The sequence below is a fragment of the Candidatus Paceibacterota bacterium genome (assembly GCA_028716825.1).
GTDB lineage: Bacteria > Patescibacteriota > Minisyncoccia > Minisyncoccales.
In genome coordinates, this window is sequence record JAQUPA010000005.1 from 22,935 (window position 1) to 36,082 (window position 13,148).

Sequence of the window (13,148 nt, forward strand, 5' to 3'; positions counted from 1 at the left end):
ATTCTTATGCGATATATTGCAGATTTTCACATTCATTCAAAATACTCAAGAGCCACATCTCAAAAAACCGATCTTGAAAATCTTGAAAAGTGGGCAAAGACAAAAGGCATTTCTATCTTAGGAACTGGCGATTTTACGCATCCAGAGTGGCTTCGAGAAATAAAAGAAAAATTAGAGCCCGTTGAAGAAGGACTTTTTAAATTAAAAGGAAGTGATGGAAAAGTGAAATTTATTTTAACGACAGAACTGAGCTGTATTTATACAAAAAATGACAAGGTTAGGAAAATTCACATAATGATTTTTTCTCCTTCTATTAAAGCAATTGAAAGAATTAACACCCAGCTTTCATGGACTTCAAATCTAAAGTCCGATGGCAGACCAATTTTAGGAATGGATGCAAAGGATCTTGCAAAACTTGTTTTTAATTCTTCCCCCGAATGCTTAATTGTTCCGGCCCACATTTGGACTCCTTGGTTTTCTTTATTCGGTTCGCGTTCTGGTTTTGATACTATTGAAGAATGTTTTGAGGATTTAGCTCCTAATATTTTTGCCTTAGAGACTGGACTTTCTTCGGATCCGGAGATGAATTGGCGACTGTCCGCGCTTGATAAATATACTTTAATTTCAAATTCTGATAGCCATTCACCGCAAAAACTTGGCAGAGAAGCTAACATTTTTGAGGGAGAAAATATTAACTATCAGATTATAGCAGATGGAATTAAAAAAGGAGGCAAAGAAAAAAGCCAATTTAACTTAATAAAAACCATTGAATTTTTTCCAGAAGAGGGGAAATACCATTTTGACGGTCATAGAAATTGTGAGGTGCGTTTATCCCCGGAAGAAAGAAAAAGTCATGGTGGAATTTGTCCCGTGTGCAGAAGGCCTTTAACTGTTGGTGTTCTATCCCGGGTTGATGAATTAGCAGATAGGGAATTAGGTTATAAGCCCAAAACAGCAGTCCCTTTTGTTAAAATTGTTCCTTTACCAGAGATAATTGCAGAAGTCTTTGGTAAAAGTTCTGCAAATTCAAAGTTTGTTGACAACGAATATCAGTCATTAATTAGTAATTTTGGCAGTGAGTTTGATATTTTACTTGATGTTTCAATTGAAGAAATCAAAAAAATCTCACCTGAAATTGCAGAAGGGATTGAAATTGTAAGAAATCAAAATATTAAGATCTTACCAGGATATGATGGGGAATTTGGCAAAGTAAGCCTTTTTGAAGCAGAAGAAGAAAAAAAAGCCGCTCAAAACACCTTATTTTAAAATTTTAAATTAATTATTTAAAAGATATTTAAAACCCGATGATGGGTTTTTTATTTTTGGGAAAAATGATAAAATTTAGAATTAATATGAAAAAGAAATTCTACATAACAACAAGTATTGCCTATACAAATGCTCCTCCGCACATTGGTTTTGCATTAGAGGCAATTCAGGCAGATGTTTTGGCAAGATATCATCGTTTATTAGGAGATAACGTTTTCTTTTTAACAGGCACTGACGAGCACGGCTCTAAAATTGAAAGAGCTGCCAAGGAAGCCGGCAAGACACCCGAGCAATTTACAAATGAAATTTCAGAAAAATTTCAAAATCTTAAAGACGCCTTAAATATTTCAAATAATGATTTTATAAGAACAACTGACAGAAAAAGACACTGGCCAACAGTTGAAAGAGTCTGGAAGCAATTATTAGGGAAAGGAGATATTTATAAAAAAAAGTATAAAGGACTTTATTGTGTAGGATGTGAAGCGTTTGTAAAAGAAAAAGACTTAGTTGATGGGAAATGTCCGAATCACCAAAAAGAGCCAGAAATAATTGAAGAAGAAAATTATTTCTTTCGTCTTTCAGAATATTCAAAGCAAGTTAAAGAAGAAATAGAAAAGGGTGATATAAAAATTATTCCAGAAACAAGGGAAAATGAAATCTTAAGCTTCATCGATCAGGGCATTGAAGATATTAGTGTTTCACGTTCAAAAGAGAAATTAAAATGGGGTATCCCTGTTCCTGGAGATCCTGACCAGATAATTTATGTTTGGTTTGAAGCATTATTAAATTATCTTTATCCAAAAGATCGTTGGCCGGCAGATGTTCATTGTGTTGGAAAAGATATTTTTAGATTTCATGCCTTAATGTGGCCGGCAATGTTGATTGCCTTGGATTTACCAAGACCAAAAAATATACTGGTCCATGGATTTATTAATGTTAATGGACAGAAAATGTCAAAGAGTCTGGGAAATATTGTAGATCCTTTCGAGTTAGTTTCTAAATATGGTACTGATGCTGTTCGTTATTTTCTCTTGCGTGAGATTCCATCAACTGAAGATGGTGATTTTACTTACGAGAAGTTTGAAGAAAGATATAATTCTGATCTTGCGAGGGGCCTTGGGAACTTAGTTGCAAGGGTTTTAAAATTAACAGATGGCGACAATAAACCAAGGATAAAAAATGATGGACTTAAAAGAAAAATTGAGGAAATAGAAAAAAATTATAAGAATTCTTTGGAAAATTTCAGATTTAATGATGCTTTGGCAGAAATTTGGGAACTAATCAGTGTTTGCGATAAATATATTGAACAAAAAAAACCCTGGGAGACAAAAGACAAAGAGGTTATTTGTGACCTTTTATATGCTATTTCAAAAATTTCAGAATTTTTACAACCATTTTTACCAAAAACTTCAGAAAAGATATTGGACCAATTAAAAGAAAAAAGAGGAAAATCTCTTTTTCTGAGAATTTAGTTTTTAAACTAAGAAAAGTCATTTATTAATATTAGAGTGGCTTTTTTAATGATATTGACTAAATGCTATTTTTCAATTATAAAATTAATAGGGAGTTTGAGGATAGCTCTTTGACATATAAATCGGATAAGGTTAAGGAAAAAAATAAAACTAAAAAAGATTGGAGTGTTTGAAATGAAAAGAATGTTTGGTTTTTTGTGGAGAGCGAGAGGAAATATACTTTACTTCGCACTTATAGGCATTTTAATCATTTCTTTGATTGCTGTTTTTGTTCCTAAAGCGCAGGCGAGCGGATGGCTCCACTATGAGAAAGGGCAAACGCGGACAGGTTTTGTACTTGCTCGTCCCGGTAGCGGATTTGACTGTAATGCACATTTTGACCTTGGCAGGTTCAAATACTACACCAGCTGCATGGGGATAACGAGAGATGGACCGCCCACTTCAATAATCTGTGGCACGCGTCTTGATTCTGATGGTTCAATTCAACGTTTTGATCCTTCAGACCAAGAATGGACTCCATACTGGGATAATACCCAAATTGAGGTGATGCCTGACAGGCGTCGGCTTTATGGAGCTCATTGTAGGCCAGGAACAAATGACGTTCAGGTCTACACATCAGTGGCGACGATTAGCCCGTTTGCTGGTTTTTCTAAGGATATAAATAATCCTAATATGAAAATCAGCCTTGCGCCGTTTTTCTACAAAGAAGTAGCGCTTTACAACAATACCGGCGTATATCAAAGCGGAAAAATGTTCTTTAGCATTGATTACGCTACTGGCTATGCTCAAAACGGGAATACAAAGACAATCTACTATCAGGTTCCTAGTGACAATGGCGGATTGCGGGCGCTTGCGATTCAAGATCCTTCAGCAACCTGGGGATATGGAGATGGCATTTTTGATTACTTTGCTGCGACTAGTTCTTTGCCAAATTGCCACGTTGGTAGCAGTATTTGGAATGCCGGCGGATTTTCGGTTCCTTTCGGACTTCGTCCAGGAGAGGAAAAGATAATTCGTTTGGTATATGCCGGGTACAATGGCGGAGACGTAATGCAGGATGTTTCTCGTGGTGGCTGGATGAGGTTCCTTTATGGGAAACTTTTTCCTGCTGGCTCAAACCAGGCGGGCGTGAATCAGGTGATTGATTATGCTTTTTCAAACAAAGACGAAATCATGGCTAAAACCAACGCCTTTGCTGCAAAATATATGACAGGCAATTCCATGCTGGACTTTATAATCTCCATGGCCATCCAGAATTATCTTGCCAATGGGTGGATGGTTTATGACCCTCGTAATGGCAATGTATATTACTATGTTAGCGAGGGAGGCGACTGCCAATTTTTGAGTACAATAGACGTTGGCCACGATACGGCGGTCTTTGAAGTTCAGGAAGGAATTGAGGCTCTTCGAAAACAGCTCGAAGAGTGGGAAGCTTATGTGCTTTCCGATCAATACGGCATTTACTTGCAGCATGACATGGGAGTTGAAACTCAGGTTATTCCGGGCCAAGTCTACCCGTTCAATATGGGAGTGGAGGAGATTCTTAATAGGAACCTTCTTTTGCACTTTTATTGGAAGAAGAGCGGGGATATTGCTTTTATGCAGCAAAAGTTGGCTCGGACATGGGAATTCATTTCGTCGCTGAAGGCTCGGTCCGCTGGAAGTGGAATAGTTCACTATAACGCATACAAAACGACATTTGACTATGAAGCAGCGAGCGGAGGAACATGTTCTTTGGGGGAGGCCTCAGAGAATACATACATTGCTGTCAAGCAATTTGCCAATTATATTGCTTGTGCGGAGATGTTCCTCGCCGTGGGAGACTCTCAAAAAGCGGATGTTTGTTACCAAGAGGCAAACAAAATTAAAGAAACCCTAAAGGGAGCCTATCGGCGATTCGGATATTTACCGGTGAGTCTTTCTTATGCTCTTCCGGACTGGTCGGACCAGAGCGTTGTGATCTTTGATGGATTATTAACGCTGTTCCTCACCGACAGTTACGACCCCAATGGCAATGGAACGGGTGATGCCCTTATAAGGGATTTGCTCGTTAATGTTGCTCCGTCCCATTACTATGCTTTGAATGTGTGTAGAAGGGCTTACGGTTATAGTGTTACCTCTTCGGCAGACGAGACTTGGCTCTCAAAGTGTTCTTTTAACGCCACTACGATTTCGGGATTTTTTGAAATCTTGGGATTTTATGGTTATGAAGGGCACAATGAAGTATTATCAGATGCCGCCTCGCTTTTGCAAAATAGCGAGCTGGGATTTGTTGATTGTTGGAATGTTGATGCTGGAGCAGCGCTTAATCTTACCCTATATCCTCGAGGAGCTTGTATAGTTGGACTCTCGGAAGGATATTCAAATATGGTCAAGCTTTTGTATCGGCGCTGGCTGGGGCGTGAACCGGATCCTGGTGGATATGATGCTCACCTGAACGCTTTGCGGACGGGAGCAATGAATCCTACCCAGGTGACAAACAGTGTTCGTTATTCGTATGAATACTGTGATCGATACGTCAGTTATGTGTTTGTGACCATGTTTGGCTATGATCAGGATGTTCAAGGGCATAACGCTTACGTAAATGCTATGTTGTGTAGAGTTATGTCAGAGACTGATATCTACTGGGAGTTTTACCGAGCATCGATAATCTGGAAAGTCTATAAAGAACTACTTTATAGGGCTCCTGATGATGATGGTCTTTCTACTTTTACGAACGCCATGAAAGCTGGAATGACCGAACAGCAGGTTCGGGAATCTATAATGAGTTCGGATGAGTACAAAAGGCTCCATCCTAATGGATAATAGTTCTCAAAATCGTTCTTTATGAGTATCGATCAGCCGTCTCGTCTTGTATACGAGCGGCTTTTATTTTATTTAAAATTTTGATAGATTTATTACATATGTTAATAGATACACACGCACATCTTAATTTTGTTTCTTACGATGAAGATAGGGACGGAGTGATAAAAAAATCATTAGAGAACGATATCTGGATGATTAATGTTGGCACAAACTATCTAACTTCAAAAAAAGCGGTTGAGATAGCAAATAAAAATGAAGAAGGTGTTTTTGCTTCCGTAGGTCTTCATCCAATAAATTTAGAAACAGGATTGATTAAGATATATCGTGATAAAAACGAAATAAATGACGATTTTTCTTTTGAAAAAGAATTTGATTATCAAAAATACGGAGAGCTAATTTTAAAAAGTCAGAAAAAAGTAGTTGCTGTTGGAGAAATTGGTTTTGATTACTGGTCAAAACCAAAGACAAAGAAAAAAATGAATGAGTTTAGAGAACAGCAAATAAAACTTTTCAGGAAGGAGGTTAGTCTTGCAAGGGAATTTGAGTTACCCTTGATTTTGCATTGTCGTCTCGGATATGAAGATTTAATTGAAGAACTTTCAAGAATAAAACATAAATTCGGCGGAGTTTTGCATTGTTTTTGCGGAAACTGGAAAGAAGCTGAAGCATTTCTTGAAATGGGTTATTATATTGGTTTTAATGGTATAATTTTTAAATTAAAACTTGACGATATTATTAAAAAAACGCCATTGGAAAGAATGTTAGTTGAAACTGATTGTCCCTTTTTGACCCCACCAAAAATTAAAAAGGAAAGGAATGAGCCAGTTAATATAAAATATATCGTAGAAAAGATTGCAAAAGTTAAAAATGTCAAAAATGCAGAGATAGAAAGGATTACAACCGAAAATGCAAATAAATTATTTAATCTTTTGTAAAAGAAACTTTTTTGATAAAATATAAAAACATGCGAAAGATATTTTTTAGATATTTTTTATCATTATTAATTGCGGCTTTATTTTTTATGCCGTTTTTTGTTTTTGCAGAAAATATCAACTCTTTTAATCAGAAAATTCAAATTAAAGAGAATTCTGATATAGCAGTTGAAGAGACCATAATTTATAATTTTGACGCTCAAATGCGCCATGGAATCTATAGATATATTCCTTATAAATATAAAACCGATAAAGGAACCATAAAACTAGATATAAAAATAAGGAAAGTTATTGATGAGAAGGGGAAGGTGTATAAATATGAGACAGGAAGCGAAGGTAATAATGTTTATGTAAAAATTGGGGATCCTAACAGCACAGTTACCGGAGTTAAAACTTACAAAATTACATATAATATTTCTGGTGCGGTTAATTTTTTTGAAGAACACGATGAACTTTATTGGAATGTCACGGGGGACGAATGGAAAATTCCAATAAATTTAGCAAGCGCAAGCGTAACTTTACCAAAAGAGATAAAAGAAGAAAATTGGAAGCTTGCTTGCTTCACCGGTAAATATGGTTCAAAAGAATCAGCATGTGAGAAAAAAATTGTTTCAGGAAAAGAAGTGATATTTAAGACAAAAAGAATTCTTAATACTTATGAAGGATTAACTATAGTTGTTGGTTGGCCAAAAAACATTACAAAAGAACCAACAGTATTACAAAAACTCGGGAAATTTCTAGCTAATAATTTTTTAATTTTCTTGCCTTTTGTTGTTTTTCCTTGGTTTTTCTTTTTATGGCGCAAGAAAGGAAAAGATCCAGAAGGTAGGGGAACAATTATCGCAGAGTATGAGCCGCCAAAAGGAGTAGGACCCGTTGAGGCAGAAGCAGTTGTAAAAGAAGGAGTGGAAAATAAGGGCATTACAGCTACAATCATTGACCTTGCAAGAAAAGGATCTTTTAAAATTAAAGAAGTTGAAAATAAAAAGTTAGGGGTTTTTAAATCAAAAGATTGGGAATTAATAAAACAAGATAATTTTTCAGAAGAGAAATTATCAATTTACGAGAAAGATCTTGTAAATGGTTTATTTGGTGGTTCCGGGAGCATCAGTTTATCTGATCTTAAAAAAAGTACAAGTTTACCTACAAAGATTCAAGATTTTAAAAGTATGGTGATGGACTCAGTGGTTAAGAAGGGTTATTTTTCTGAAAAACCATCAAAGGCCATATCAAAAGCGATTTTTAAAGGGATGTTTTTAATAGGTGTTTTTGTCGCCCCAATGATTATTTTGGCACGCACAACAGGATTAAATATTATAAGCATAATTGTCTCTGGCTTAATTGTTGTTCTTTTCGGACGGGCTATGCCAAAGCTTACAAAAGAAGGTAGAGAGGTTAAAGACAAATTACTTGGCTTTAAAGAGTTTTTATCAGTTGTTGAGAAAGATAGGGCAAAATTTCATTTCTCGCCCGAAGCCAATCCTGAAAAATTTGCAGATTATTTACCCTATGCTATTGTTTTTGGGGTTGAGAAAGAATGGGCAAAACTTTTTGAAGGTATTGAAATTCCAAAACCCGAATGGTATGAGGGAACTTGGGTTGGAGGTTATACCGCCTTTGCAATGGCAAATAGTATTTCCAGTTTCGACTCCGGTTTTTCTTCTTCAATGAGAGGAGCGAGCGCTGCAGCTTCTGGGAGTTCTGGATTCAGCGGCGGCGGCGGATTTTCTGGCGGAGGATTTGGTGGCGGCGGTGGCGGAAGCTGGTAAAAAAACTAACAGCAAACGACTAATAACAAAAAAACAAAAAAACAAAAAAACAAAAAATAAAAAACATTATGGATCCACAAAGTATTCTGAAAGGGAAAATAGCAGAGGATTTAATGAGGGAATTACTTGAGAAAAACCAAGTGCATGTTTATTTAACTAGCCAGAAATCTCTTTTACAGGAGCTGGAGCAGACAGAGGCTTCTTTCAAGTGGGAGAGTAAAACTGGTAAAAAACTATCTTCGATACCCGATTTTTTAGTATTTACTAAAAAGGCAAAAGCATTTTTTGTTGAAGTTAAGTTTAGAAGCGATCCAGAATCGCTTGAGGAAGTTTTGTTAATTGAAAAAGAATATCTTGAGAAGTATTGGGAAGCAAAAATAGTAATCGTAACTTCTAAAGAAAAACCTTATTTTAGAATAGTCTCGCCTCCTTATTTTTCAAAAGAAAAAAAGGAAGGATGGCCAATACCAGTTTTAAATTGGCTTCCTTTAGAAGACGATCCAGATCTTGGAATAGATCCAAAGACAATAAAAGAGTTTAATAAGTTAGTTAAGCAATACTACGAAAAATAAGTTAATTTCTAGATATCCTTATTAGGCCAGAAGAGGGAATAATTTTTATTCTTCGTTTTTCTAATTTATCTAAGAAAAGATTAACTCCTAAAGAATCAGAGGACATGTGTCCCGCAATTAAAACATTTAGATAATTTTTTTCAGCTTCTTTGCGGTGTTCTTCTGAAGCATGCATTCCAATAACTGTTCCAACGCCGGCTTTTGCCAACCATTCGTATATTTTTGGATTACCCTCTGTGCCTCCTGTAATTTCTGTTAAAGCAATTTTTCCACAGTAATTTTCTTTTTTTCCAGCAAATAAAGTTGGTCCTTGTTTTTGCTCTTTTGCCCTTTGATATTCTGGGATTTTTTCGAATTCTTCCATCAGCTCTTCTACTCTTTCAAATTTCTTTCTTTCCATTTTTTCTCTTAAAAAATTTGCAGCTAAATTATCACAGACAGTATGTGCGCACATTAAATTAACTCCCAATATTTTTGCTGCATCCCCAACTCTCTGTGTGTTTCGCGGTGAAAGACTCCTAAAAACCTCAGAAGTTCTTGGTTCAAGAAGTTTTTCCGCTACGTTTATAGGAATGCCGTATTCAGAAAGAACATCGGCTTGTAGTTCCATAACCTCAGAAAGTCCGGCAAGAGCATTTCCTAAAGGATGATGAGAAATTACAAGGTCTGCTTTAATCTCTTTAGCTAATAACAAGTCAGCGACTTCAATATCAATACCAACAAGAATTTTTTTTATTTCTTTATCTTTTGATGTGTTCAAAATTCTTGTGTCAGAGTATGGATTTTCTAAGCTTTCTTTATCAAAATATTTTTTATCTTTTTCTTCTAACTTTTTGAATTTATTTTTTCTTGTTTCTAAAATTTTTTTGATTTTTTCTTTCTTACGAAAGTCAGCTTCTGTGCCCAATTTTACTGCCAAGTTATATATTTCTTTTATTTTCATGTAATTTTTATTTTATATTAATTTTTGAGACTATTTTTTCTATTTCACTATAAGATAGGGGATTTTCTGGTAATTTTACTTCCCAATCTTCCTTACTATCCCTTGAAATTTTTGTTTTCATTCTTATTATTTCGCCATCCTTTATCTTTATATCAGTAATTATCTCGTCTTTCAATGTTTTTATTTCATCTTTTTCCTGAATATAATATAAAAGCATATTTTTACCTTTTACTTTTTTTATTTTACTATTTATGACAATTGAATTTTGAAGGTTGGCGCTTTTAATTTCTGAATTTAAAATCACAGAGTTTTTGGTAATGCCTTTGGTTTTTGAATTTACAAAAAGAGAATTATTTTTAAAATACTTTTCAACACCGAAAAATAATCTTGCCACTTTTCCTTCTTTTGATTTTTCTATTATTTTTAAAATATTTTTATAATAGCAAGAAATATTTCCATAATCCCAAAAAATCGTATTCTTTCCTAAGTCTTTTGCAGAAATTATATTTTTATTTCCTGTATTTAAAATAAATCTTTTTTTAAAATTATTAATCCTTTCCCAATAATTTTTACCTTCTTTTGGTTTTTCTATTGTTATTGGCATCCACAAACCCGGATCGGTGTCAATTTTTTTATTTTTATTTTCAAGATCTTTTGAAAATTCTTGAAGTAGTGACTTAAGAAATTCTAAGTTTATCGAAAAGCAGCCAGCGCTTTTTAAAAAACCTATTTTCCCATTTTTCTCTTTTAGAGTTCCTTTCCTTTTTATTTTTATTATTTCTTGCCATGATAATTTATCACGCTGTAATGCATTTTCTTTTTGCGGGATTAAAATTCCATACATTTTCCAATTTTCTTCCCATATTTTTTTTGAAAGTTTAATTCTTTGTTTCACGCCAAAAATTTCAACAGGGGATTTAGTTTCAATTTTTGATATTCTTGAAGGAATTATTATTTGATCTCCCCAAAAGACACACAATCTGCCTTCTCTGCTTTTTGCAAAAATCTGAGTCGAATAGATTACAGCCTCAAGTAAGGATATAAGGTTGTTTTTGTTTCCAACTTTAATTGGTTTTGGTAATTTTATAGCGGGCTTATTGTTCTTTTCTGTTCCGGAAAGCGGTGCCATTCTTTTTCCTTTTCCTGCTGTATGATACATTGCCACAGTTTTTCCTTTTCTTAATTCCTTTTCTATATTTAGTTTACTTTTTATAAATTTTATCGCGTTTAAAGTACCTAATAATTGTCCTGCGCCATCTTCATCTTTCCATTTTTCTTCAATACATATTATTTTTGTTTTCTTGGGCAAAATTTCTTTTCTAGTATAACGCAATCTCCTTTCCCAATATTTCGAGTTATTATTAGAAGAAACAATAATTACAATATCAAATCCCTGATTATTCTTCGCACCGTCTTTTATTTTTTTTATATTTTCTCTTTGACCCATAATATTTATTTCTTGTTCTTGTAAAATTTTTCTGTTAATTCTTCTATTTTTTTATTTTGATCTTCTATATTTAAAATTTCCCGGCGGATCCGGGATTTTCCTTTTCTAATATATTTTCTTATTGATTTTGGCAATTGTTTTTTATTTTTCATATTTATTCTACTTTCATGTCACGTAGTGCTTTAATCCTTTCTCCGATTGGTGGGTGGGTCATAAATAATTTCGATATCCAGCTTTTCTTTTGTTTTCCACGAAAAGGATTTGCAATAAAAAGATGCGCATTAGAATTACTTGCTCCTCTTAATGGTGTTTCGTCTTCTGAAATTTTCTCAAGCGCGCTTGCTAAGCCTTCGGGATATCTTGTAAGGAGTGCTCCAGTTGAGTCAGCTAAAAATTCTCGTTTTCTTGAAATTGAAAGTTGAATTAAGGTTGCTGCGATTGGTGCTAAAATGGCAGCTATTAGTCCAAGAGCCATTAAAATAAGCCCAAATTCTCCAGAATCGTTATTTCTTCTTCCTCCTCCAAAAAAACTTATTCTTAAAAAAAGATTTGAAAGAAGCGCTATAACCCCAACAAGAATTACAACTACGGCTTGAAGTAACATATCTTTATTTCCTACATGCGATAATTCATGAGCAATTACGCCTTCAATTTCACTTCTTTCCAATTTTTCAAGAAGTCCTCTTGTTACGACAATTACAGCATGGTCTTTATCTCGCCCTGTTGCAAAAGCGTTTGGTTGAGCTTCTTCGATAATGTATATCTTTGGTACTGGCAATCCCGCTGTAATGCATAAATTCTCAACAATTCTATATATTTCTTTTTCGTTTTCTTTTGTGACGGGGATTGCTCTTGTTGTTTTTAAAATAATTTTATCTGAATACCAATAAGAGATAAAGCTTTGGACTATGCTAAAAACAACAGCTATAACTAAGATAAAATAGTTATCCAGGGCATAACTTAAAATCCAACCTATTAAGATTACGAAAATTAAAAAAAAAGTCATTAACAGGAAGGTTTTTCTAATATTTGATTCTGCGTGCGTGTATAATGTTGCCATGCTATTGAAATTTAAAAACTTTCTAAATTTTTAGAAATTTACTTTTGACTTTAAAACGGAGATAACCCCGCGACGGCATTGCCACCGCGGGGCTTTTAATAAAGACTTAAAATTTAACTTCTGGATTTTCCTTTTCTCCCGGTTCTTCAATTTCAAAAAGTTCCATTTGTTTGAATCTGAAAATCGAAGCAATAATGTTTGCAGGAAAGCTTTCTATTTTAATATTCAAGTCCCTGACGTTTCCGTTATAAAATCTTCTTGCGGCCTGGATTTTATCTTCTGTATCTCTTAAGTCTCTTTGGAGTTCAAGAAAATTTTGTGACGCTTTAAGGTCCGGGTAATTTTCAGCAACCGCAAAAAGGCTTTTTAAAGTCCCGGATAACATATTTTCTGCTTCTCCTTGTTCTTTGGGATTTTTTGCGTTTATCGCATTTGCTCTTGCTTCTGTTACTTTTTCAAAAAGTTCTTTTTCGTGGCTTGCATACCCTTTTACTGTCTCTACCAAGTTTGGTATTAAATCATGTCTTCTTTTAAGTTGAACATCAATATCTGACCATGCTTCTTTTGCTCTGTTTTTTAGTCTAACCAAACTATTATACATTCCAGCGATAACTGCTATAAGCAAAAATACTATTATTCCTACAATTATTAACCAAGTCATAATAATTATAATTTTATTTATTTACGACCTTTATTCTCCCTTAATTACTGCCAGGGGTTTAAGTTTAGCTACTTTTTTTGATAAACCCGCATTCTGTACTATATTTATCACATTATCGATGTTTTTGTAAGCCCCTGGTGCTTCCTCAACGAGCCCGCGAGGCGACGAAAACCTTACAAAAATTCCTTTATTTGTCATTTCTTCTAATATTTTTTTTGTTG

12 protein-coding genes are annotated in these 13,148 nt (G+C 34.5%); 6 read left to right on the forward strand and 6 right to left on the reverse strand.

From position 1 onward, the window contains the following. The first annotated feature begins 6 nt into the window (after nt 1-6). The 6 genes from PHI88_01450 (at nt 7) to PHI88_01475 (ending at nt 8,816) form a co-directional block, all read left to right on the forward strand. A complete protein-coding gene (locus PHI88_01450) occupies nt 7-1,266 on the forward strand; it encodes an endonuclease Q family protein (protein ID MDD5551806.1) in 1,260 nt (419 codons plus the stop codon). 86 nt (nt 1,267-1,352) lie between these two features. Beyond that, the gene (gene metG, locus PHI88_01455; protein ID MDD5551807.1) at nt 1,353-2,738 is read left to right on the forward strand and encodes a methionine--tRNA ligase; all 1,386 of its coding nucleotides are present in this window, start codon (nt 1,353-1,355) and stop codon (nt 2,736-2,738) included. 174 nt (nt 2,739-2,912) lie between these two features. Further along, nucleotides 2,913-5,543 (forward strand): hypothetical protein, encoded by a 2,631-nt coding sequence (locus PHI88_01460; protein ID MDD5551808.1) that lies wholly within the window; start codon nt 2,913-2,915, stop codon nt 5,541-5,543. A gap of 98 nt (nt 5,544-5,641) precedes the next feature. After that, complete coding sequence (locus tag PHI88_01465; protein MDD5551809.1) at nt 5,642-6,478, forward strand: TatD family hydrolase; 837 nt, start codon at nt 5,642-5,644, stop codon at nt 6,476-6,478. Between the two features lie 29 nt (nt 6,479-6,507). Further along, complete coding sequence (locus tag PHI88_01470) at nt 6,508-8,244, forward strand: DUF2207 domain-containing protein (GenBank protein ID MDD5551810.1); 1,737 nt, start codon at nt 6,508-6,510, stop codon at nt 8,242-8,244. Nucleotides 8,245-8,312: 68 nt separating this feature from the next. Beyond that, nucleotides 8,313-8,816 (forward strand): hypothetical protein, encoded by a 504-nt coding sequence (locus tag PHI88_01475; GenBank protein MDD5551811.1) that lies wholly within the window; start codon nt 8,313-8,315, stop codon nt 8,814-8,816. Between the two features lies 1 nt (nt 8,817). On the opposite strand, the gene PHI88_01480 is transcribed toward PHI88_01475, so the two are convergent. The 6 genes from PHI88_01480 to PHI88_01505 form a co-directional block, all read right to left on the reverse strand. Further along, nucleotides 8,818-9,759: an NGG1p interacting factor NIF3 gene (locus PHI88_01480; protein ID MDD5551812.1), complete on the reverse strand. Its 942-nt coding sequence runs from the start codon at nt 9,757-9,759 to the stop codon at nt 8,818-8,820. 7 nt (nt 9,760-9,766) lie between these two features. Then, entirely contained in the window at nt 9,767-11,206 is a 1,440-nt protein-coding gene (locus tag PHI88_01485; protein ID MDD5551813.1) for a hypothetical protein, read from the reverse strand. A gap of 5 nt (nt 11,207-11,211) precedes the next feature. Further along, nucleotides 11,212-11,358 carry a hypothetical protein gene (locus PHI88_01490; GenBank protein ID MDD5551814.1) on the reverse strand — a complete coding sequence of 49 codons (147 nt, stop codon included), beginning with the start codon at nt 11,356-11,358 and terminating at the stop codon, nt 11,212-11,214. A 2-nt stretch (nt 11,359-11,360) separates the two neighbouring features. After that, the gene (locus tag PHI88_01495) at nt 11,361-12,266 is read right to left on the reverse strand and encodes a M48 family metallopeptidase (GenBank protein ID MDD5551815.1); all 906 of its coding nucleotides are present in this window, start codon (nt 12,264-12,266) and stop codon (nt 11,361-11,363) included. A 106-nt stretch (nt 12,267-12,372) separates the two neighbouring features. Further along, on the reverse strand, nt 12,373-12,927 hold the full coding sequence (locus PHI88_01500) for a LemA family protein (protein MDD5551816.1): 555 nt from the start codon (nt 12,925-12,927) through the stop codon (nt 12,373-12,375). Between the two features lie 30 nt (nt 12,928-12,957). Beyond that, nucleotides 12,958-13,148: RtcB family protein (locus PHI88_01505; GenBank protein ID MDD5551817.1), on the reverse strand; the 191-nt coding region annotated here is incomplete at its 5' end.

Bases quoted from the DNA above. Each gene is read 5' to 3' on its own strand.
- PHI88_01490 (MDD5551814.1), bottom strand. From the start codon at position 11,358: ATGAAAAATAAAAAACAATTGCCAAAATCAATAAGAAAATATATTAGA.
- PHI88_01480 (MDD5551812.1), bottom strand. From the start codon at position 9,759: ATGAAAATAAAAGAAATATATAACTTGGCAGTAAAATTGGGCACAGAA.
- PHI88_01495 (MDD5551815.1), bottom strand. From the start codon at position 12,266: ATGGCAACATTATACACGCACGCAGAATCAAATATTAGAAAAACCTTC.
- PHI88_01470 (MDD5551810.1), top strand. From the start codon at position 6,508: ATGCGAAAGATATTTTTTAGATATTTTTTATCATTATTAATTGCGGCT.
- PHI88_01475 (MDD5551811.1), top strand. From the start codon at position 8,313: ATGGATCCACAAAGTATTCTGAAAGGGAAAATAGCAGAGGATTTAATG.
- PHI88_01460 (MDD5551808.1), top strand. From the start codon at position 2,913: ATGAAAAGAATGTTTGGTTTTTTGTGGAGAGCGAGAGGAAATATACTT.
- PHI88_01450 (MDD5551806.1), top strand. From the start codon at position 7: ATGCGATATATTGCAGATTTTCACATTCATTCAAAATACTCAAGAGCC.
- PHI88_01500 (MDD5551816.1), bottom strand. From the start codon at position 12,927: ATGACTTGGTTAATAATTGTAGGAATAATAGTATTTTTGCTTATAGCA.
- PHI88_01485 (MDD5551813.1), bottom strand. From the start codon at position 11,206: ATGGGTCAAAGAGAAAATATAAAAAAAATAAAAGACGGTGCGAAGAAT.
- PHI88_01465 (MDD5551809.1), top strand. From the start codon at position 5,642: ATGTTAATAGATACACACGCACATCTTAATTTTGTTTCTTACGATGAA.
- metG (MDD5551807.1), top strand. From the start codon at position 1,353: ATGAAAAAGAAATTCTACATAACAACAAGTATTGCCTATACAAATGCT.